We start from the raw sequence: 19390 nt of genomic DNA on the forward strand, positions 1-19390 counted from the left end.
AACTGGCGACACTTGAATTCGCGAGCCCACCAGTAAACCGAGGCCGGAAGATGGCGTGAGCCCCGGGCTCGTCCTGGCAGCCGTGTGATCGATGGGCAACCATTCCTGCGACCTGATGGTCATGTCCGTGCCACCCGCGTACTGGGTGGGCATTGTCAGCTCCGCCTCGGGACGTTCCTGAGGCGCTGGAACGTGGCGGAACCACCTTCATGCATCACCGCACCACCGTGGCAGACTTCGCCGGGGCCCTCGCCCTGTCCGCGCTCACGATTCCGGCGGCCGCCCAGGCGGATGACTTCTCGGGCGACATCAGGATCACGAAGGTGGTCGTCAACGGAGGGAAGGACATCGTCCTGGGGACCACGGACGTGAAGACGTTCACCATCACGGTGACCGCCACGGACGACTCGGGCATCGAGGTCGGAAGGACCTTTCCCGGCCGGCGGGCGGCAACCCAGTCTCCGCACCCGGACAGGCCTGCCACGTCCTTCGACGCCTTCGCGTAGCCGGCCCGCCATGACGCGTGGGGGATCTCGAACCGCGCGGGAAGACGCATGCGCAGCCTCCCCCGACCTCAAGAGGGGAAGGCGGCGTTTAGAGTTCGGGCTCTACTGCTCGCTCACTTGGATGTTCTTGTGGCCCATGAGGGGAATCCCCGCCGCGCTGGCCCCGGGCTTGCGGTTGAGCTGCGCCCTGGTGGCCTTCGGGCAGGTCGGGCTGCCCATGCGGACCTGGCCGGTGCGGATCGCCTCGGCGGCGCTGATCTTCGGCTCGGCCGGGGGCTTGCTCGCCGCGAGACCGGCGCTAGTGATCCACTCGTTGCCCGAGGGGATCCAGAAAACCCGGATCGGAGCGGGCGGCCCGTCTTTCCCCAGGCCGCGCCCCAGCGGGCCGCCCACGTCCGGCCGTCCCGCCAGAGACTGCCCCGCCGGCGGTCCCGCCCTCGGCGCCAGCGGCACCGTCGATCGAGCCATCCCCCGGCCCTCCGACGCCGACGTCCCCGCCCGGTCCGGCCCTACCGGGTACGACGCCACCCGCTGAGCCGAAGCCACCGGCACACCCGCCTCTGCCGCCTGCACCACCACGTCCGGCCGTCCCGCCCCTCCGCCGGACACGTCGGTGCTGGTGGCCCTTCGGCCGCCGCCGCTGAACCGGCGGTGGTGAAGCTACGGCGGCTGGACAGCATCGGGCAGAGCCAGGGGCTGGATCCGAACAATCTCCGGGAGATGGTCAGCCATTGCGCAGCACTTCAAGCTCCGTCCAGGTCAGAGTGAAAGGCGAGGTACGGCTTTTCCAGTCCTCTTCCACGGCACGGCTCAGGCCCGCCACGGGGCGCTCGTATGCCCGGCCCGGGAACGCGTCACGACACCAGGCCGGCCCCCTCCAGCTCGGTCAGCCGCACGGTGCACAGGCCCCCACGCTCGGCCTTCACCTCCGTCACCTTCAGCCGCGTCCCCGGCGCGAGGATGTACTCCTCCTCACCCGTGAACGCGGAGAACCGCCGGATCCCCACCGCCCGCGCGGGCGTCACCTCGAACAACGTCCGTCGGCCACGCCCGCCGAGGAACGCGCGGGCCACACCCAGCTCGGACGTGCACGACGACACACCCCACCACGTCACCGTCCGCCCCAGCGGATACTGGGACCGCAGATCCAGCGCCACACCACGCCACAGCGGCCGCGTCTGCGCCGGCAACGCCTCCATCGCCGAGAACAGCAACCGCAGGTACGGCAGGTACGGCACCACGCGCTCGCGGTCCGACGAGCGCAGCACGGCGTTGATCTCGCGGTAGAAGCCCGACTCGCACGTGTACAGGTAGAGGGCCGAGATCGCGTCAGCCGACAAGGCGCCCACGGCCTCCCCGGACAGCGCGCCCGCGGACGCCGCCTCCGCGGCCTTCGTCTCCCCGAAACGGATCGACAGATCGATATGCCGATCCAGGTGCGCGAGCACCTGCGAGACCGGCTCGACGGCCTTCCGGAAGTCCATCAGCGGCGTGTCGAACACCCCGGTGACGGGCGGCAGGACGAGGCCCTCGTCCTTGACGCTGGTGAGCCGCTCCAGATACAGCTGGTGCAACTCCATCGTGGACGCGATGAACGCCCCCATCCGCTGCGCGACACCACCGTCCTCCGGCCCGCCGGCCCCGCCCGTCCCCTGGTCCCAGCCCTTCCGCGGCAGCCAGTCGACCGGCTCGGCCCCCACCGCCGCCAGGGCGTCGTTCACCTGGGCGAAGTGGTCGCCCTCGCAGAACAGATCCCCCTGCGCGGCCGGATTGGCGTGGTCCAGGTGACGGACCTGCACCCCCGGGTACTTCTTCTCCAGCCCCTGGACGACCCTCTTCAGACTCCGGGCGTGCGCGCCCCACCAGGCGAACACCACCCCCCGGTCGTCCTCCTCCACCGCGCCCTGCTTCGCCCGGAGGATCTCCTCGACGATCTGCTCGGCCACGGGGCGCCAGAACGACGTGTGCCGATCGGTCGCCATCGCCCCGTCCGCGCTCGCCGTGAGGGACGCGTTCAGCAGCAGCACACCCTGGGTGAGCATCGCCTGGAACCACTCGGGCGGCTGAACCGTGTCCTCCTTCTTCAGCAGGGCGCGGACGTCGGCAATCGGGGTCTTCTTGACGATGCCGTACTTCCACATCGCGGCCGCCTTGATGAGGCAGCGGATGCTGACGACCCGGCCGAACTGGCTGTCCTTCCAGTCGTTGAAGGTGTTGTCGAACATCGCGATGCCGGTCGCGCTCTCCGCCCGCGGATAGGGGTTCTGTCCGAAGACGACCACCTTCCACTTCTCCGGCGGATGCGGCTTCAACGCCTGGAACGTCAGCTCGCGCACCGGAACTACCTCCGGGCTGCGCTTCGGGCCGATGAAGTCGGCGGCTCCCGGCTGCGCCTCGATCACCGGTCCGAGCAGCGGCAGCCACGGCTCACCACCACCGGTGAACAGGCCGGCCAGTCCCAGCGGATCCCCGGCCGAGGAACCGGCATCGCCCGCGGCCGTCACGTCGACATCACTCACGAGGGTGGAACTCCCGATACTCGAACCGGACGCCTCCACGGGCGCCCCGGCATGCTGAACAGATGCGGCAGAGTCGGCGCCGGTGTCCGCGCCCTGGGCGGCACCGGCCTGCGGGGTCTTCGGGTCAGTGACGAAAGGAAGGCCGCTGCGGCACGTTGATCCGGACCCGCCGTGCGGACCCCGCTCCCTCGATGTCGTCGAGCTGCCCCAGTACGGCGGCCCGCAACTCGTCGTAGTCCGCGAAACCGTGGTCGTGGAAGAGGGTGTAGCCCGTCCACATCAGGTTGGCGCACACCTTCGCGGGCACCTGCCCGGTCTGCGCGCCCATCCCGACGAGAGCCACCGACCGGATGCTGCCCGGCTTCGCCCGGTTCTGTAGATGCACCGCCTGGAAGGCGGCCGCGCAGGCCAGGGCCACGTTCATCGTGTCGCTGACGTTCTGCGACGACTGACGCATGGTGGGCGTCGAGATCAGATACCGGGGTACGTCCGCCCCGGACGTGACGCACACCGCGCTGCCAACCGGCAGCCGTCCGCCGAACCGGTCGCGGATCGCCCGCTGCACCCGCACCTGGATGCCCGCACCGAGGTACCGCTTGACGACGGCGTCGACCCCACCGTCCATCCGGCCACGCTCATTGGTGGGGGAGACCCAGGCGTCGGCGTCCACATCGAGAAGGGAACCCCGCCTGATCTCGACCTCCGGCGTGTCCGCGAACGCGGACCGCCAGGCCGTCACCACCTCGTCGTTGACGTCGACCAGGACGACGCTCAACGCATGCCTGACACCCACGAATTCACCCCTCTCACCCCGTGATCTCGAACAATCCCGAAGCTACCGCGCGCCACTGACAGTGCCGTTCGACAGGGTTGTTCGAGCGGGGGAGCAGAGGAGCAAGGGAGGGAGGAGCGGGAGCCGATGGCGAGCGGTCAGGAACCCGCCGCCAGCGTGGCGACACCCGGTCCGGAGAGGTCGTCCAGTGCCACCCGGCGCCCCGACACGGCGAGCAGCAGGCAGAGGGCGGGGCCGGTCGCCTCCGGTCCGGTTCCGATCGACAGCAGCGTAGACACCGACGAGAAGCCGACGACGATAGTGGTGGCGGCATCCGGCGAGTCGCTCCTCAGCGACGGATAGAGGCCCGGGTCTGCGCAGGCCGGGGTCCGGACAGTGTCCGGGACAAGGCTCTGACCAGGTCGGACAAGCAACGACTGTCCGGGACAGTCGGACACTGTGGCTCCAGCGCGGCCAATGCGAGCAAGCTCGACGCCGCACAGTCTTAGCGCCCGAGCACCGACTTCCTTAGGCGAAAGGTCTCTCACCGTATGTCTCGACTAGGACGCACCGCCGCAACGCTCGCCGCGGCCTCAGGGCTCTTCGCCGGAGGCATCGCCACCGCGCCTTCCGCCGCCGCAGCCGACTGCTGGACACCAGCGCAGTTCGGCCACAACCAATGGGCTCACACGGGGAACAACCCCATCTCCCACAATGGACCCTACGCCGGGTGCACCAGCTACCCCGTGGGCGACTCGTGGGTGTCCGTGATGTGCAAGTACACCAACACCGCTGGCAGCATCTGGTACTACACCGACTGGGGATGGATCTACGGCGCGAAGTACCTGTCGTTCCCCTACGGTGGCGTGACGGTGACCTGTACCAAGTACTGACACACATCTGGCCCTGCAGAGTCAGAGCTGCCCGTCTGCCGACAGGCTGCGGGCAGCCGTGTTTCCGCGGGGGGAAGGCCGGCCCTGGCGGCTTGCGACCACGACGCGGCCTGGGCCTAATCAAGGTTCACGTCGGCGTAGGCAAGGCGCCGTTGGTTTCGCCGACGGGTCTCTCCTGCGTCCGGTGCCCGTCTCGCAGCACCTGCAGTTGGCCTCGGCCTAGTGCTGGGCGGACACCCACGTCGCGTCCACCTGACGCTGGGCCCCTTCCCGGGTCGCGTCCGCCGACGTGACCGGCATTGTCTTGAAAGCGAAACTCCGATAGCCCACGTGCAGCAGGTCACATTAGCTGCACAAGTCCATGTGAGGGGAAAGTGATGCGACGACGCGTTACCGCGATGGCGGCAGCTGCTGCCGCATTCGGAGCCGTCATGGTGGCAGCTCCGTCTGCTTCGGCCTGGACCTACAGTCTCTCCACTGGCACGTCACGGCCTTACGGTGGCTGGGGCGAGGCCACTATCGACTTCGGAAACAGCTCGATAGAAGCGTGCGACCTGGGAGGAAAGGACGGCCTTCGGGCAGTAGCCATGGTGAGTTGGACCGGCATGGTGGATTCCCCCATCGAAGCTCAGGACACTAACGGATCAAACGGCTACGAGCGCTGCAGCGGAGACTTGACCTTCTGGGGACCAGAGACTGGGACCGCCTACACGTTCAAGGCCTGCTTGCGTGACGGCGCGACCGGGACACCCCAGCTCTGCAGCACTCACAAGGGTTCCTGGGGTTACAACTGAACCCAACTACCCGCACAGCCCGGGTGCCCTGACCAGGATGAGGCCGACGGGCGACGCGCCCAAGCTGCTGCAACGCACGCAGCTGGATACCGCGGTTCCCCTGAGCGCCCACCCCGGAGTGCCAGCACCCGCCCGCGGCGAGCGTCGGAAGACAGATTGTCACCGGCCGCCCCAGGTCGGCCGCGATGCCGGAACACGCGATAGCCTCCCTCGGATGGGCATCAAAATGCCCGTCCGAGGGTGCGTCGTACGGTCAGACGCTGCGGTCCGGCAGGCTCCCGGACCGCGCAAACTTCCGGTCTCAGCCGACGAGGCGAAGCTTGGACGGCAGCATCTCGCCACCGCCGCGGCTGCCGCCCGCGCCCGCTGCGCCAGCCGGTGGACGGTGCAGGCGCCGAACGCCCGGATCGCTGAGGCCCGCCGTGTCGTGCGCAGATCGGACAGCGATCGCGGCGCCTTGCGCTTCGGTGGGCGCGTCCGGCCGGCGGACTGCCGGCCCAGCGCATAGACGGCCCACTCCCCCGGCGGGTGCCCCTGCCGCTCTTGGTAGTCGGCCGTGAGGACGGACAGCGCGTCGGCGATCTGCTGACGGCGGTTGGACTGCCAGCTGATCAGCCGCTGGTCGATGCCCGCGATCTCCATGACCGGTCGCCGGCCGGGCCTCACCTCGCGCGGCTCCCACACACGTACGAGACGGGCGGACACCTCCTCCATGAAGTACAGGGTGTAGAGGGTGCCGGCCGCGACGATGTGCTCCAGCATCGAGTCCGCCGACAGGTTGCCCCACGTCCCCTTGGCGTCCGGCCGCCGGACACGGATCGACACCACCGCGTGATCCTGAAGCAGCGGTTTCGAATCGACAGCTCTGGACTCGTAGTGCCGGAACACCGCGGCGATCAGCCCGTCCCGGATCGGCTCGCGGTGCTTGCCGCCGCTCCCCCAGCGGTTCTCCGCGACCGAGTCCTCAAACCACGCCAGCGTCTTGTCCCCGGCGATGTCCTGGCACAGCTCCAGCACCAGGCGGTGCTCCTCACCGAGCGGCGCCCACGCGATCTGCGCCGTCGACGGCGCCCGGAACACCAGGTCCATGCCCAGCCAGGGCGACCGCTCCTTGGCCTTCTCGGTGGCCTCCGACTGGTTGTGCTCGATGGGCCTGCCCAGCACGGTCGCCCTCCGCGCCTTCGCCGGACCGTTTCCCAGTCGCTCCGCACGTCCCACCCCGCCCTTCACACTGATCCGCGCCGGTGACCGTCCGCGAAGGCCGCTACGAGAGGTCGGTGGTTTCCAGTGGATCTGCGGGGGCGGTTGCGTGCCCAGCGCTTGAGGTCGACTACTACGGGCGGAGCACGTGGGCCTGCACCGACCCGGGCAGCTTCCTCGTTGCCGATGCGTCGGACAAGATCCTGGCCGTGGCTCTCAGCGTCGTGCGTGAGGATGAGGGGGACGGATACGTGCAGCGTTTGGAGGCGTTCGCCAATCGGCATCGCGAGCGCCTGGAGGAGCTGCTGCGCGTGTACGGATCGGGCAGGGCCGCCTGCCGAACACGGCCGGTATGCGCTGGTCGGTCAGCTCGAGAGCCTGGTGATCTGCAAGCGGCTGCAGAACGCCCTGCCAACTGCACAGGGGTGGGGCAGAACCTCACTCTGCCCCACCCCTGGACCGGCGGCCTTCGGTCAGTCCCTTTGGAGGCCCTCTACCACAAGGCGTTCCGGGTATCCGAAGCGCGCGCCGAGTGCCACGAACTCCTCTCGGCTGGTCGCGCCGATCGGCACGGCGTGCAATTTCACCGCCCGCAGGAACAGCCGGTAGCCCAGGTCGGCGCAGACCTGGACGACCATTTCTTCCGGCGCCGGCACCAGACCCCCAGTGGCAACGGGTCGAATCGAAGGGCCTCTTCGTCCGCCGAGGTCCGGTGCGTCGCCGGCCCGGCCTGCCGGCACTGTGAAAGCAAGGGGGCGTGGCGTGCGCCGCCGTCTGCGGCCAGGTGGACTTTGGTGCTCAGTCCGCCGCGGGAGCGTCCGAATGTGTGATGGTCCGGCTCGTCGCGGCCCGCGGCCCCTTTTTGCGTGTCCGGCGGCGTATGGGCGAGCTGGTCAACGGATCTACGAAGCGGGCTGACTCTCCAGCAGAGTGTCCACCGTGAGGGTTCCTGCCAAGGTGCTGGTCAACCACTCGGCGAGAGTGATGCCCTGGGGCCAGTGTTCTCCTTGGTGGTTGCACCACATGGGACCCGTAGGATCGCGGAAGTCGACCAGCGACCAGAGGGTGCAGCCCCAGTCGTAGATCAGCACGAGGCCGACGGGGATGTGGCCGGACGGATCAGGGCCGTCCTGGTACAGCTCGGCGATGTCCGCAAAGTTGCCCTGGAAGGCCCCTCCGCGTACGCCCAGGATTCCTTCGCCCGGACCGAATCCGCCGTTGGCCACTTCGATGTACAGGCGACGCAAGAGGGGCGGCAGCAGGAAGCCGATGACCTCTTCCGCCTCGGCGACAGCCTCCGGTGTTGCGGGCGGTGGCAAGCTTCCCGCCTGGACTCCCGTTCGCAACGCTTCGACAACCTCATCATCAGTCACTGGCTCAGCCTCTCAGCCGGATCCGTGGACGCCAGTCCTTCGAACGGAAGCGGAACGGTCACGCGCCGAAGCGTTGCGACGCCTGATCGCCGTGCACCTTGTGGGCCGTCCAAGACCGATCGCCGACAGCCGACAGCCGACAGCCGACAATGACTAACAACGACCGGTCCGTGACTGGCGATCAGCGCCCGGAGCTGCGAAAAACCAGAATGCCCGCCAGGACATTCCCCGCCTGATCGCCGAGATCCGACGTCTCCGCAGTTGTCAAAGAGCCGGAGGCTGATGCCTCCGGCTCTTTGCCTATGAGCGGGAGGCATCCTCGCCCCGGGCGGCAGCCGAGTCCTCGAGGGTTCGGCCGGATGGCGGGACCGCCTGTCGACCGTGGTGGCCGCCCCCGCGGACCGCGGCGATCTGTCGGCCGCACTCATCCGCCCCGACGGCATCGTCGCCTGGGCCGCCGCCCCGGGCCTGCCCGCGGACACCGCAGCTCTGGCGACCGCGCTGCGCACCTGGCTCGGCGAACGGCACACACGTATGACGAACGGCCAACAAGGTGAACCTGGTCAACCTGACGGCAAGAAAAGCACCGGACAACGCAGAGGGGAGGTCTGATTGTGTGCGATCCAATCTGACGGTCGGTTCGGTACAGATCTGCCCTGATGCTACCGAAAGGCCGTCCCGCCTCCGCACCGGCAAAACATCCGAGGAGCAGGAACGACAATGGCGCCCGATCCGACAATCGCCCAGGTGACCATGACCCTGGCCGCCCTTGCAGCCACCGGGGCCACCCCGCGTCCGTCCGGGGAAACCCCGGAGCATCAGACCGAGCGAATCATCACCGGCATCGACGCGCAGCTGAGCGATCCCAGCCTTGCGACGCAGGGCGCGTGGAAGCTGGTGTGGCTCGCCCTGAGCGAGGCCAACGCCAATATGGCCTACATCGCACAGAGCACCAACGGCTCGAACGAGTTCGCCGTGGTCGCTCGCGGAACGGACGCCGATCTGACCGACATCCTTGAGGATCTCGAGGTCGGCACAGTCGTCCCGTTCCCCGAAAGCGGATCGCCGAAGCCCATCGCCGTTTCCAAGGGGGCGATGGATGCGTTCAAACGGGTTGTCAACGCCCGCTCGATCGCCTCACCCTCCCCGAACGTCACGCTTGCTCAGGCGCTCGCCGCCGTGCTCAAGTCGGCGCCCTCCTCGCCGCAGCCGACCGTCTATCTGACCGGTCACAGCCTGGGCGGTTGCATCGCCACCATGCTCGCGCCGTACCTGCAGGCACAGACCTGGCCGAAACAGCCGAAGTTCGCGGTGATCACCTACGCCGCTCCCACCGCCGGCGTGCAGAGCTTCGTCGACTACTTCGACTCCGTGCCGTGGCTCATGGACGAGCGCCAGAACAACGCCTACGACCTGGTACCGCACGCGTGGGCCGATCTCGACACCACCGCCGGCTGGTACCCGAGCCCGGGACCGCAGGCGACCGAAGAAGTGAAGCTGCTCATCGGGGCGATCTCCAAGCGCACCAAGGGTAACGTCTACGTCCAGCCCGGCACGCTCTGCCTGATGAACACCGGATACACGAGCCTTGCCAAGAACCTGGTCAACAAGACCACCCAGGACTTCCTCGGCCAGGTCGCCTTCCAACATGCCAACTCCACCTACCTGGACCTGGTGGGGGCGCCTGCCGTCCCTTCCGGGCCGGTGGTGACCGACGTGACCCCCACCTTCGGCGCACCAGGCGCCACGGTGACCATCAACGGCACCGGCTTCAGTCCGGACAGCGTGGTCGACTTCGGCCACTTCGCCTGCACCAAGCGCGACATCGACCCCTCCGGCATCAGGATCACCGCTCAGGTCCCCAACGGAACCGGCGTCGTCCACGTCCGCGTCACCAACACCCTCGGCACCTCCCCGGCCGTCGCGATGGGGCAGTTCGCCTATGGCGGACCCGCACCTGTGGTGGTCAGTGCGGTCAGCCCGACCAGCGGAAAGGTCGGCACCCCGGTCACCATCAGCGGCTCGGGCTTCGCCGGTGGCGCCACCGTGCACTTCAAGGACAAGGCATCCGATTCGGTCAAGTTCGTCTCCACCGGCCAGATCACCGCAACCGCGCCCGGTCAGCTCGACGACCACCAGACGGTCAACATCACCGTGACGGTCGGCAAGGCCACCTCCCCCACCAGCCCGGCAGACGAGTTCACCTACACCGGACGGTAGCGTCCGCACGTCCCCGTTCCCGGGGTGGCCCTTCGAGCAGCCCCGGGCCCTTGCCGCCGACCGGTCGTACCGTGCCCGGGCAAGGGATTGCCGCAGGACCGTTCGCCCTGCGGCGAGCAGGCCACGGGAGCTGTGCGGGAGGGCCGAGCGGCTGCCGGGCGACCAGGTGTCCGGTACCCCCGGCCCCATCCACTGAGCCGGCCGACAATCCGATGAGCGACGTGCCGTCGGAGCCAACAGGTGCTTACGCCGTAAGCACCCTGCAACCGGACGCCCTGCGCGACCGCATGGCCGCCGGAGAGACAATCTCCGGACCGGCCGCCGGACGGGCAGTCACCGCCGCTGCCCAAGCACCTCGGTTCATGGGCCGCATCATCCCCAGGACCTTCGCGAAGAAGGCGGCCGACTACCTCGTCCGCGACGGCATCGTTCTCTTCGACAACCCTGACGCGCTTCTGATCTGTGTGTTCAAGCGCGGCAACGCGCTCTGCGATCTGGCTCCGGACTCGACAGCCCCCAACCAGTACGCCTGGGTCCGGCCCGGGCACTGGTGGTCGAGTCGGTCGCCTGCCCGGCGATCCGCAAGACAGGGGCCGAGTGCCTCACGGCGTGGGCCCAGTTGATGGAGGCGCTGGTGGCCGAGCGCCGCCCCGACCGGCCGGTACCGCCGATGGCCGGTACTGGCGCGATCGGGGCGGTTGTACATCTGCTGGCCTCCGCCATCGAGGAGGGCCGGGACCTGTCCTCGATGAGCGGCATCCTGGCCGACACCGCCTGCCGTCCGCTGCCGGCCTGACGGCCCGGGCTCACTTCAGGTGCCGGCCGAAGAACCGGTCCCCGTCCTCCACGTCGAACCACGGGGTACCGGTGTGCCCGCCCATATTGGCGTGCAGCGTCTTTTCCTCAACGCCATCGTTCAAGGGGGCGGTGACCCACTCCGGCCACGCCCACCCAAGGAGCTGCTCAAGCGGCGGGCAGCTTGTCCGCCCGCTTTCGTTGATCACAGATGGCACTGTGACGGACGGCACTGACAGCGATGCCCCCGGGCAGAGCCACGTACAGAGACAGAACTTCCTTCGCTGAGCGTCGGCGGGGCACGGTCTTGGTCTTGTCGAGGTGCCCGTACACAGTCGACCGGGGCACACCGAACAAGTCGGCGATCTGCTGGACGGTCTTCTCGCGGGTGTCGTAGAGCTGCTGAGCGAGAGCGGCCTGGTCCGGCGTGGGCCTCGGCCGGCGCCCGCCGACCCGGCCGCATGCATGTGCGGAGAGCCGTGCGGCCACGGGGCGGGGCGTAGCGGCCCGTATACGGGTGACAGGGCGGACGGGAGAACCGGCCGCCCTGCCCCTGTCTGCCTCCATCAGGTCACGGTGCACACCGGCCGGCGAACATCGGCCACGGTGAGATCGCTGATCACGATCCGATGGTCGTCGGTGGGCGTATGCAGCCTGCAGCTACGGAAGTTCACGCCCCGGCCAAGGATGTAGTCATACTTGGACTCCTCACGAGTACGAGGCGGCCCGGTCAGTGGGAGGGTCTTGGTGCACCGGGGGTCCTTGGCCGGTCCGCAGAACTGATCGACGTCCTTGAACCCGGCCTGCCAGATCGGGTCCATGACTTTTGTGACGTGCGGCCGGGTGTTGAGGTCACCGAGAATCAGCGCGCGAGGGTGCGGTCGCGTGGCGGCCGCCAGTTCTCCGGCCTGCAGCTTCCTCAGTTCTTCATGGCCCGGTGCGCTGAGGTGCGTGTTGAACACCCGGACCCACTGGCCGTCGAGCTTCGTGGTGAAGGACTGCATGCCACGCGCCTCCAGCCATCCCTCGTCGTCGCTGTAGCCCTTCTTGTTGTGCGCCCTGACCGTGGTGCCCTTGGCGTAGACGATCGCGGTGCCCAGCCGGCCTGGGCACCCGCCGTTCAGGGCGGCCAGTCCGCTCCGGTACTCGTACCTCAGCCCCGCTTCGTTGAGCTGCCGAACGGCCTCACGCACCTCGTTCAAGCAGGACTCCTGCAGCGCGGCCACCTGCGGCAGGAAGTGCTTGATCTGTTCCGCGATCGCCTTCGGCGTGCCGAGGTCCTGCCCGTTCGTGTTCCACGTCATGAACCGGTTGGGGATCGGCTTCAGGGGTTCCTCGGCGGCGGGTCCGGCGTACGCGGGCGTCACGAGCCCCGCCACTACCGCCATCGACCCGATCAGCCACACCTTCGTGGCGCGCCATGCTGTGCGTGCTGTGCTGCTCGGCCTACTCACGTTTCCCCCTGTTCCTTGTGGACCCATCGAGTCGCATGCGGACTCACCGACGAACGTAGGAACACCGTCTTGAGGAAACCTTGGGGGAACCATGGATCCTCGGAGCCACGCCTGAGATCGGGACATGTCCTTCCGTACCGTCGCGCCGCTCGTCCTGCACGGTTGCTGGCGGATCTCGCTGATGCCACCGGGCTGACCGCCGCGTACCGCGCCGGTCTCCGGCGCTTCGGCCGCGCGGGGTCGGGCATGATCCGGGCCTGATCGCCACCGACCTGGCGGTGATGCTCGCCGACGGTGGCGGGGAGCTGACCGGCCTGGTCGATCTTCCCGGCTACCCGGCCGGCACCCGCATTATCGTGTGCCGAGAGGGGCCGCACCCGGGAGCCCAGCTGTCCCCGTTCGACCAGACGAGGGCCTGCGGCATCAGGTGTTCCTCACCGACACCCCGCACTCCGGTGGTGGTTCCGCTCAGTTCCTGAAGGTCCATCACCGCGGGCATGTCACCGTCGAGGACCACATCCTGTGCGGCAAGGCCACCGGCGTCGGCCGCTTCCTCTCCCGCGACTTGGACATCAACACCGTCTGGCTCGAACTCAGCCTCTCAGCGATCGATCTACTGGCCCGGACCCGTGTCCTGCTACTGGACAGCGAACTCGCCACTGCCGAACCGAAGAAGCTCCGCTACCGGCTGCTGCACGTCGCCGCACGCCTCACCCGCGGCGGCCGCCGCCTGCGCCTACAGGTATCGGCGACCTTGCCCTGGAGAAACGAACTGGCCATGGCCTTCCATCGCCTCGCCGCACTGTCCCGACCCGCCAGCTGACCGGCAAGCCCCCTTCCGCCCACGACCCGAAGGCCCCGGAGAACCCGACCACCGCGCCGGGACTCCGCCCTGCCCAAGTACCGAAATCGCGTCGGCCACCCCATAGTTGGTGATCAGCGACGCCTCCTCGTACCAACCGAAAGCCCCGTCGATCACCATGTCTCGACCGTGAAGCGTGCGTCCAGCGGTTGCAGGGCGAGGGCTGGACGAGGGCGGACGGACTCCGGGGTCGCGAGGCGGAGGCGGAAGCGGGACCAGACAGCGGCCAGCAGGCTGACGGCCTCGACCCCTGCGAGGGAGGCGCCGAAGCACGTGCGCGGACCGAGTCCGAAGGGGAAGTAGGAGCCGCGTGGAATTTCCGTCGGTCCCTTCCCCAGCCAGCGTTCTGGGCGAAATTCTCCAGCCTGCTTCCAGTACCGCGGGTCGCGGTGGTTCACCCACTGACTCACCGTGACCGTGGTGCCGGCCGGAATAACGTAGTCCGAGAACTTCACATCGATACGGGCGTCGCGGCTTGTCATCCAGACCGGTGAGTACAATCGAAGGCTTTCCCGCAGAACAGCGTTCGTGTACGGCAATTCGCCCAGCAGCGCCATCCCGGTGGCATTCCCAGCGAGCGCTTTCTCCGTTTCGCGGTACACGCGCTCCGCCGCATCCGGATTTCGGGCGAGCAGGACACTGGCCCACACCACGGCGTCATTCGTGGTTTCGTATCCGGCCATGAGCAGGGTCGCCAGTTCGTCGTTCACCTCGGCCGACGTGGGCGTCGGCGTGCCGTGGAGCAACGCGTGCAGCACGGGCGCGGCTTTCGGGTCCGCTCCGCGGCCCGAGGCGGCGACTCGGGCGAGAGTCCGTTCGACCCGACGGAGATTGCGGCGGATCTGCAGCTTGCGACGGGTGGGAAGCCACTCGGGGAGCACCACCGGCGAGGCGGAGAGTTCCATGATCGGAACTACCATCCCGGCGACTTCGGCGACCTCCGAGTCGGTGTACTCCTCGCCGAACATCAGAGCCGTGACCAGGCGCAGGGTCACCACTGACACGTCCTGTTGCAGGTCCCGAATCTGGCCCGGACGCCACTGCTCCAGCATCCGCTCGCCCTGCCCGCGCATGGCGGCGGCGGCCGTCGCGGACAGTTCCCGGCCGAAGGCAGGCTGGATGCGCCGACGCTTGGCCTTCCAGTCCTCCCCGTCAGCGCTCATGGTGGACAGCGGCAGGCTCTGCCTGCGTCCCGCACGCCGGGTCTCGGGGCCTTGTTTGACGAAGTCGGCGTTGCGGTCGACGAGCATGCGCTCGACGTGCTCAGGGCCCGCGAGCAGGACGTTCCGCGGACTGATGCGGACGATGTCCCCGTACTCCCTCGCGCACGCGGTGAGAAACCGGAGTGGATCGGTGCTGAATTCTTGAAGGTTTCCGAGTACGCGGTCGCCTGCCGGCCCCGGTATGTCCACCAGCGTTTTCCCTGCCACCCCGCCCCGCCTTTCACCTTTCCGGGACTACCGGGGTGTGCGAGCAGCGCTCGAACACCCCGGCAGCTACTTTCCGCGCCGATCAGTAATACGAGTACGGAGCGGTCAGTCGGTCCTTGCGGGTGAGTCGCATGAACAGGGCTCCGGTGAGCACGAGCTTACGCATAGAGATATACCTCCCGATGAATACACTCAGATCGCGGTAGAGCACCAACGGCCGAAACGGTATGGGCGTTGACTGACACACGTCAAGAAGCCCTTTTCCCATATGGGGACAAAGAGGCTTATCACACCCTATCCTGGGATCGGGGCTGACCCTCGCCGTTTCGGTTGGGTGGGGCCGGTTGTGAGCCGGAAACACGAAAGTGCCTTCCTGAGCTGGGACGATGAACCCGGGCCTGGAGGGCCGCGAGGACGACGGGTGGTGTCGTCGCGGTTGGGATGACGATGCCGTGTGACTCGAGCAGTTTCCTGTTCTTCAGGAGAGCGACGCGGGCGGCATGGACCGGTGCACCACTCGCCCGTGCCGCCGAGCGCGTCATCGCCAGACGCAGGGCCATTGGCGACCGCATTCGAGCCGCTCGACTTCACGCGAACCTCTCCCAGGAGCAAGTCGCACCGCGCCGGGATGACCCTCGCCCCGTACAACCGCATCGAACAAGGACACTCGGCCGCCCTCATCGACAGCCTCATTCGGATCGCCGATGCCATCGGCGTACCGCTCGCCGACCTCGTACGCGAGCAAGCCCCGGCCAGCCGACGGGGGGCGGCCGACCGGGGCGGTCGAGAAGCGGGCTACCCGCGGTTGTCGTCGCGTCCCGTGGGCAGCGTCGTGTGGCCCTCACTCCAGTGATTCACCCAGCCACACAGCGGGCACGAGTAGCGGCCGTCGATGCCGTGCACCTCGTGGCCGCAGCGTCGACAGTCGGTGCGGGTGATTTCGCCACTCGCCGCAGCGGCCTCAGGCCCTCGTTCGGAATGCCGGGTCATGCTCGGAGGCTACCCCCGATGGTGCTGGGGCAGGCGCCACACCAGACGACCAACCACACTGGTTGCCTGCAATCCCTCGTCGCCACCTTCACCGCCGGCAAGTCCCTCGTCGACGAGAAAGCCGCCCAGTCCGCCGTCACCGAAGTCCTCGACTGACACTCCACACCATCGAAACTCGATGTCGGTGGCGCCGGATACCTTGCATCAGACGATGCACACCACTGGAGGAAGCTGCATCTGTTCTTCTCGCCGACTCGCGATGAGCTTCAATGGGCCGCCCACCGTACGGACAGCGATGAGCATCTGCTGGCCCTGCTGCTGACGCTGAAGTCGTATCAGCGCATGGGGTGCTTCCCGAGAGTGGAGGACATCCCGGAGGCGGTGGCGGAGTTCGTGCGGCGTGCGGTGGAACTGCCGGAGGGCACGCTGGCGGTGTACCGCGCGGCGAAGACGATGAAGAACCATCGGGGTCTGGTACGGCAGCGGGTCGGTGTCGCCTACGACCAGGGCCAGGCCCGGCAGATCGCCGAGGAGTCGATCCGCAAGGAGGCCGTGTCGAAGAACCGGCCGGCGGATCTGATCAACATCGCACTGGAGAAGGTGGTGGAGGCCGGGCTGGAGCTGCCGGCGTTCTCCACCTTCGACGCGATGGCCTCGACCGTCCGCAAGGAGGTGAACGCCTCGATCTGCGCGGGTATCCACGAGCGGATGAGCGTGCCGGAGCGGGCGGGGGTGCTGCGGCTGCTGGAGGAGCGCGAGAGCGACGGCACGACGCCGTTCAACCGACTGAAGAAGCCTGCTCAGGGTCCGACCTGGTCACACTTCAAGAACCTGGCCAAGAGGCTGGAATGGGTGGACGGGCTCGGCGACATGGGCGTGTGGATGGACGGCATCGCGGCGGGGAAGATCAGCGACTTCGCCGGGGAGGCGGACGCGGCCGACGTGGCGGAGCTGCGGGACTACAAGCCCGTCAAGCGCCTCGCGCTGGTGGCGTGCCTGGTACACAAGGCACGGATGCGGGTCCGCGACGACCTGGCGACGATGTTCTGCAAGCGCGTGGCGATGAAGATCAAGAAGGCCAAGGTCGAGCTGGAGGAGATCCGGCCGGCCGAGCGGGAGATCGTCGAGGCCCTGATCGGGAACTACCGCACCGTGCTCAAGAACATCGACGAGGGCGGCCCGGCTCAGGCAGCCCTGGAGAAGGCTGCAGCCATGACCGCCGAGGTCCGGGCGGCTCTGGAGGGCCTGGACGAGGCGGCGCCCGTCGACGAGGTCGCGTGGCGGCTGGAGGGCCGGGTCTCCCCGGCTGTCCTCGCGCTGGCCAGGGCCCAGGTGGTGCAGGCCGGCGGGTTCGGCGCGGTCACGAGGGCGGTGGAGGGCTTCGGCGGGTTCGCCAAGCAGTACGAGCAGATCGAGAAGGTGTCCGCCCATCACGGCAACTTCTGGGAGGTGCTGCTGTATGGGCAGATCGGCCGGGACCGGGCGGTGATGTCCGGCCTGGCCGAGAAGCTGGCGTTCACCGCCACCTCAGAGGACGGGCGGGTGCTGGACGCGCTCGCGCACGCCCAGCGGCACCAGGCGGCGCGCGGCGAGTACATCAGCGCCCTGGGTGAGGACGGCCGCGCGGTGGACATCTCCTTCGCCACGCAGAACTGGCAGAAGGCCGTCCTCGACAAGACGAGGCCGGGGCAGTTCGTGCGCAAGCACTTCGAGGCGATGGTCTTCACCGCGCTCGCGGAGGAACTGCGCACCGGGGACGTGGCCGTGGTGGGCTCGGAGGGGTGCGCGGACTGGTCCCAGCAGTTGCTGGCCTGGGAGACCGTGGAGGGGAAGCTGGCGTCCTACCTGGTGGAGGTCGGCCTGTGCGAGGAAGGCGAGGCAGCCGATTTCGACGCCGCGTTTACCTGACCGAGCACATCAACCGGTTCGGCGAGTACTCCACGCACGAGCTCGGCATTCAGCCTGACGCGTACGACCCGAAACTCGACTTCGACTTCGCTCCCCTGCGCGAGCAGGATCTGACCACTGTCGGCTTCACCGAAGCAGCCTGACCAAGGGGAGGACCCGTGAGCACTGCCAACAGCTGCCCAGAGCAGTGGTATTGCCCGATCGATGACCAGTGGTTCGAAGCGGCCAGGTGGCAGGAGGAGGTCGAGGACGAGCCTGGGTTCAAGCAGACCTGGCACACCTGTCCGAACGGGCACGGCTTTCCCGGTCGCACCCCGTACGCCTTCCGCGACTCCGAGACCAAGGCCCGTACCGCCGACGGCACACCGATCGAGCAGCAGCGGTGAACCCGGCCGCGGGGAACATCGGTACAGCCGTTGGCGCTGAGAACGATCATGGTCCGATCGGTGCCGGCGCGCTGACGCGGTTCTCGTACACGACGACTACCCGGCGGCGCGGCCGCCCTGCGGAAGGCTGGCGGGACGAGGATCTGCGGCCGCCAGGACTGATAGGGGGCCTCGGCATCCCACTGCGGCGCCTCCACGAGGGGAATGGAACGTGTGAGCCCAGGGTCCCGGGGCACTGACGTGCCGTGGCCGCCCCCCAACAGGCTCCGCTTCCAGTGTCCCCAGTGCGCGGAAGTGCTCGACGAGTGACTCGGTTTCAGGTGACGTAAGGGTCCGCGACGGTTAGGTCCTCGGGGCTTCCCTGGGGCGGCCTCGTGCGCCTGGAGGAATCCGGCCACTAGGACGGAAAGCAGTCATAATCTCCGGAACGCCACTTTCCGCACGCCTTCCCTCCCTACGCTCCTCACGCGGATCGGGTCATCCCGGCCGGCACGTCTCAACATCGCGGGCACGCCCCGCCGGTTCGCGCAGCCGCGCGCCGGCAGGAACGTGGCCCACCGGACCCCAAGGGGGAACCATGGCTGAGCTCGACCTCGGACCCGCAACGGACTGGAACGAAGGAGAGCCGAACGGCAGGGTCAAGCTGGTACAGAACCAGACCTACCCGGGCTCCGCGCAGAAGAACGTCGCGGTCATCTCTCCCAACAGCGTGGAGATCGTGATCAACTCGAACACGTCCAGCTCCCAGGAGATGGACAAGGTCTACTTCGTCACCCACCACGGCAGCACGAGGAAGGTCGTCGGCATCCTCGACTCCGACGGCAACCTGCAGATCGCCGGGAAGCTGATCACCGACCAGAAGAACCTGAACCTGTAGGTCCCGCGGGGAGCCACCTCCCACCCGCACAGCACGAGGGCCCGCACGACCTGATACGTCGTGCGGGCCCTCGTCGTTGCTGACGTCAGCCGCAGCCGGCCTCCCCGAGCTGGTCGCGCACGGCCTGGTGCTCCTCGGCGCCGACGAGGGCGGCGGAGAGCATCTGCACCACCGGGTCGGAGTACGGATGCTCCCCGCGCTCGATGGCCTGCTGACGGCATAGCTGCACGACCTCCCACGCCCGCATACTCGACGCGCGCACGGCCGCCGTGGACATCGGCCAGGTCGTGCCCGGCGACGTGCTCCCGGACCAGGGCCTCCAGGACGGCAGGCTCTCCCGGGATGTCGTGCGGGTCGTCGTGGTGCCACTCGCAGCCGTCCAGCGGGCAGGTGTCTCCGCCGGGTTCTCCA

At 68.2% G+C, this 19390-nt stretch carries 21 protein-coding genes and 4 pseudogenes; 12 read left to right on the top strand and 13 right to left on the bottom strand.

Annotated features, from left to right (window positions below):
- Nucleotides 1-209: 209 nt before the first annotated feature.
- Nucleotides 210-437 (top strand): annotated as a pseudogene (locus tag GA0115254_RS00725) (calcium-binding protein); the annotation flags it as partial.
- Nucleotides 438-608: 171 nt separating this feature from the next.
- Here GA0115254_RS00725 and GA0115254_RS00730 read toward each other — a convergent pair.
- From GA0115254_RS00730 to GA0115254_RS44085, 4 genes are all read right to left on the bottom strand, one after another.
- Entirely contained in the window at nucleotides 609-974 is a 366-nt protein-coding gene (locus GA0115254_RS00730; RefSeq protein WP_141720735.1) for a hypothetical protein, read from the bottom strand.
- Between the two features lie 386 nt (nucleotides 975-1360).
- Nucleotides 1361-3025 carry an ADP-ribosyltransferase domain-containing protein gene (locus GA0115254_RS00735; protein WP_093893296.1) on the bottom strand — a complete coding sequence of 555 codons (1665 nt, stop codon included), beginning with the start codon at nucleotides 3023-3025 and terminating at the stop codon, nucleotides 1361-1363.
- A 124-nt stretch (nucleotides 3026-3149) separates the two neighbouring features.
- Nucleotides 3150-3818 carry a macro domain-containing protein gene (locus tag GA0115254_RS00740; RefSeq protein WP_093893297.1) on the bottom strand — a complete coding sequence of 223 codons (669 nt, stop codon included), beginning with the start codon at nucleotides 3816-3818 and terminating at the stop codon, nucleotides 3150-3152.
- Between the two features lie 137 nt (nucleotides 3819-3955).
- Nucleotides 3956-4096: a hypothetical protein gene (locus GA0115254_RS44085; RefSeq protein WP_176739914.1), complete on the bottom strand. Its 141-nt coding sequence runs from the start codon at nucleotides 4094-4096 to the stop codon at nucleotides 3956-3958.
- A gap of 252 nt (nucleotides 4097-4348) precedes the next feature.
- Here GA0115254_RS44085 and GA0115254_RS43695 point away from each other — a divergent pair, with 252 nt between their 5' ends.
- Nucleotides 4349-4690 carry a hypothetical protein gene (locus GA0115254_RS43695; RefSeq protein ID WP_141720736.1) on the top strand — a complete coding sequence of 114 codons (342 nt, stop codon included), beginning with the start codon at nucleotides 4349-4351 and terminating at the stop codon, nucleotides 4688-4690.
- A 1115-nt stretch (nucleotides 4691-5805) separates the two neighbouring features.
- Here GA0115254_RS43695 and mobF read toward each other — a convergent pair.
- From mobF to GA0115254_RS00750, 4 genes and pseudogenes are all read right to left on the bottom strand, one after another.
- Nucleotides 5806-6681: pseudogene (mobF, locus tag GA0115254_RS00745) on the bottom strand (MobF family relaxase); the annotation flags it as partial.
- Between the two features lie 476 nt (nucleotides 6682-7157).
- The gene (locus GA0115254_RS43700; RefSeq protein ID WP_141720737.1) at nucleotides 7158-7340 is read right to left on the bottom strand and encodes a hypothetical protein; all 183 of its coding nucleotides are present in this window, start codon (nucleotides 7338-7340) and stop codon (nucleotides 7158-7160) included.
- 54 nt (nucleotides 7341-7394) lie between these two features.
- Nucleotides 7395-7567, bottom strand: a pseudogene (locus tag GA0115254_RS47335) (IS5/IS1182 family transposase); the annotation flags it as partial.
- Nucleotides 7568-7586: 19 nt separating this feature from the next.
- Nucleotides 7587-8003 carry an SMI1/KNR4 family protein gene (locus GA0115254_RS00750; RefSeq protein ID WP_093893298.1) on the bottom strand — a complete coding sequence of 139 codons (417 nt, stop codon included), beginning with the start codon at nucleotides 8001-8003 and terminating at the stop codon, nucleotides 7587-7589.
- A 369-nt stretch (nucleotides 8004-8372) separates the two neighbouring features.
- Here GA0115254_RS00750 and GA0115254_RS44090 point away from each other — a divergent pair, with 369 nt between their 5' ends.
- The 3 genes from GA0115254_RS44090 (at nucleotide 8373) to GA0115254_RS44095 (ending at nucleotide 11073) form a co-directional block, all read left to right on the top strand.
- Complete coding sequence (locus tag GA0115254_RS44090; RefSeq protein ID WP_370740802.1) at nucleotides 8373-8669, top strand: aromatic-ring hydroxylase C-terminal domain-containing protein; 297 nt, start codon at nucleotides 8373-8375, stop codon at nucleotides 8667-8669.
- A 141-nt stretch (nucleotides 8670-8810) separates the two neighbouring features.
- A complete protein-coding gene (locus tag GA0115254_RS00760) occupies nucleotides 8811-10277 on the top strand; it encodes an IPT/TIG domain-containing protein (RefSeq protein ID WP_256102328.1) in 1467 nt (488 codons plus the stop codon).
- Nucleotides 10278-10827: 550 nt separating this feature from the next.
- Nucleotides 10828-11073, top strand: coding sequence for a hypothetical protein (locus GA0115254_RS44095; RefSeq protein WP_176739917.1), 246 nt, complete (start codon nucleotides 10828-10830; stop codon nucleotides 11071-11073).
- Between the two features lie 167 nt (nucleotides 11074-11240).
- On the opposite strand, the gene GA0115254_RS45415 is transcribed toward GA0115254_RS44095, so the two are convergent.
- Together GA0115254_RS45415 and GA0115254_RS00775 are read right to left on the bottom strand one after the other, a co-directional pair.
- Nucleotides 11241-11639, bottom strand: coding sequence for a helix-turn-helix domain-containing protein (locus tag GA0115254_RS45415; RefSeq protein ID WP_256102327.1), 399 nt, complete (start codon nucleotides 11637-11639; stop codon nucleotides 11241-11243).
- The gene (locus GA0115254_RS00775; protein WP_141720738.1) at nucleotides 11639-12526 is read right to left on the bottom strand and encodes an endonuclease/exonuclease/phosphatase family protein; all 888 of its coding nucleotides are present in this window, start codon (nucleotides 12524-12526) and stop codon (nucleotides 11639-11641) included. The genes GA0115254_RS45415 and GA0115254_RS00775 overlap by 1 nt, the downstream gene beginning before the upstream one ends.
- Nucleotides 12527-12828: 302 nt before the next feature.
- Between GA0115254_RS00775 and GA0115254_RS00780 the strand changes: the two are divergent.
- A pseudogene (locus GA0115254_RS00780) lies at nucleotides 12829-13349 on the top strand (transposase); the annotation flags it as partial.
- 152 nt (nucleotides 13350-13501) lie between these two features.
- Here GA0115254_RS00780 and GA0115254_RS00785 read toward each other — a convergent pair.
- Both GA0115254_RS00785 and GA0115254_RS47340 read right to left on the bottom strand, forming a co-directional pair.
- A complete protein-coding gene (locus GA0115254_RS00785) occupies nucleotides 13502-14818 on the bottom strand; it encodes a cytochrome P450 (RefSeq protein WP_093893302.1) in 1317 nt (438 codons plus the stop codon).
- Between the two features lie 82 nt (nucleotides 14819-14900).
- A complete protein-coding gene (locus GA0115254_RS47340) occupies nucleotides 14901-15086 on the bottom strand; it encodes a cittilin family RiPP precursor (protein ID WP_370740803.1) in 186 nt (61 codons plus the stop codon).
- A gap of 291 nt (nucleotides 15087-15377) precedes the next feature.
- Here GA0115254_RS47340 and GA0115254_RS44100 point away from each other — a divergent pair, with 291 nt between their 5' ends.
- The 6 genes from GA0115254_RS44100 (at nucleotide 15378) to GA0115254_RS00820 (ending at nucleotide 18979) form a co-directional block, all read left to right on the top strand.
- Nucleotides 15378-15671 carry a helix-turn-helix domain-containing protein gene (locus GA0115254_RS44100; protein ID WP_176739920.1) on the top strand — a complete coding sequence of 98 codons (294 nt, stop codon included), beginning with the start codon at nucleotides 15378-15380 and terminating at the stop codon, nucleotides 15669-15671.
- Between the two features lie 155 nt (nucleotides 15672-15826).
- A complete protein-coding gene (locus GA0115254_RS44105) occupies nucleotides 15827-15964 on the top strand; it encodes a hypothetical protein (RefSeq protein ID WP_176739921.1) in 138 nt (45 codons plus the stop codon).
- Nucleotides 15965-16045: 81 nt separating this feature from the next.
- Nucleotides 16046-17716 carry a DUF4158 domain-containing protein gene (locus GA0115254_RS45435; protein ID WP_256102329.1) on the top strand — a complete coding sequence of 557 codons (1671 nt, stop codon included), beginning with the start codon at nucleotides 16046-16048 and terminating at the stop codon, nucleotides 17714-17716.
- Entirely contained in the window at nucleotides 17671-17859 is a 189-nt protein-coding gene (locus GA0115254_RS44115) for a hypothetical protein (protein ID WP_093893306.1), read from the top strand. The genes GA0115254_RS45435 and GA0115254_RS44115 overlap by 46 nt, the downstream gene beginning before the upstream one ends.
- Before the next feature lie 15 nt (nucleotides 17860-17874).
- On the top strand, nucleotides 17875-18102 hold the full coding sequence (locus tag GA0115254_RS44120; RefSeq protein WP_093893307.1) for a hypothetical protein: 228 nt from the start codon (nucleotides 17875-17877) through the stop codon (nucleotides 18100-18102).
- Between the two features lie 577 nt (nucleotides 18103-18679).
- Nucleotides 18680-18979: a DUF6342 family protein gene (locus tag GA0115254_RS00820; RefSeq protein ID WP_093893308.1), complete on the top strand. Its 300-nt coding sequence runs from the start codon at nucleotides 18680-18682 to the stop codon at nucleotides 18977-18979.
- 85 nt (nucleotides 18980-19064) lie between these two features.
- On the opposite strand, the gene GA0115254_RS00825 is transcribed toward GA0115254_RS00820, so the two are convergent.
- Entirely contained in the window at nucleotides 19065-19256 is a 192-nt protein-coding gene (locus tag GA0115254_RS00825) for a hypothetical protein (RefSeq protein WP_093893309.1), read from the bottom strand.
- Nucleotides 19257-19390: the final 134 nt, after the last annotated feature.

Origin of the sequence: Streptomyces sp. Ncost-T10-10d (genome assembly GCF_900091955.1) — a bacterium.
Classification (GTDB): domain Bacteria; phylum Actinomycetota; class Actinomycetes; order Streptomycetales; family Streptomycetaceae; genus Streptomyces.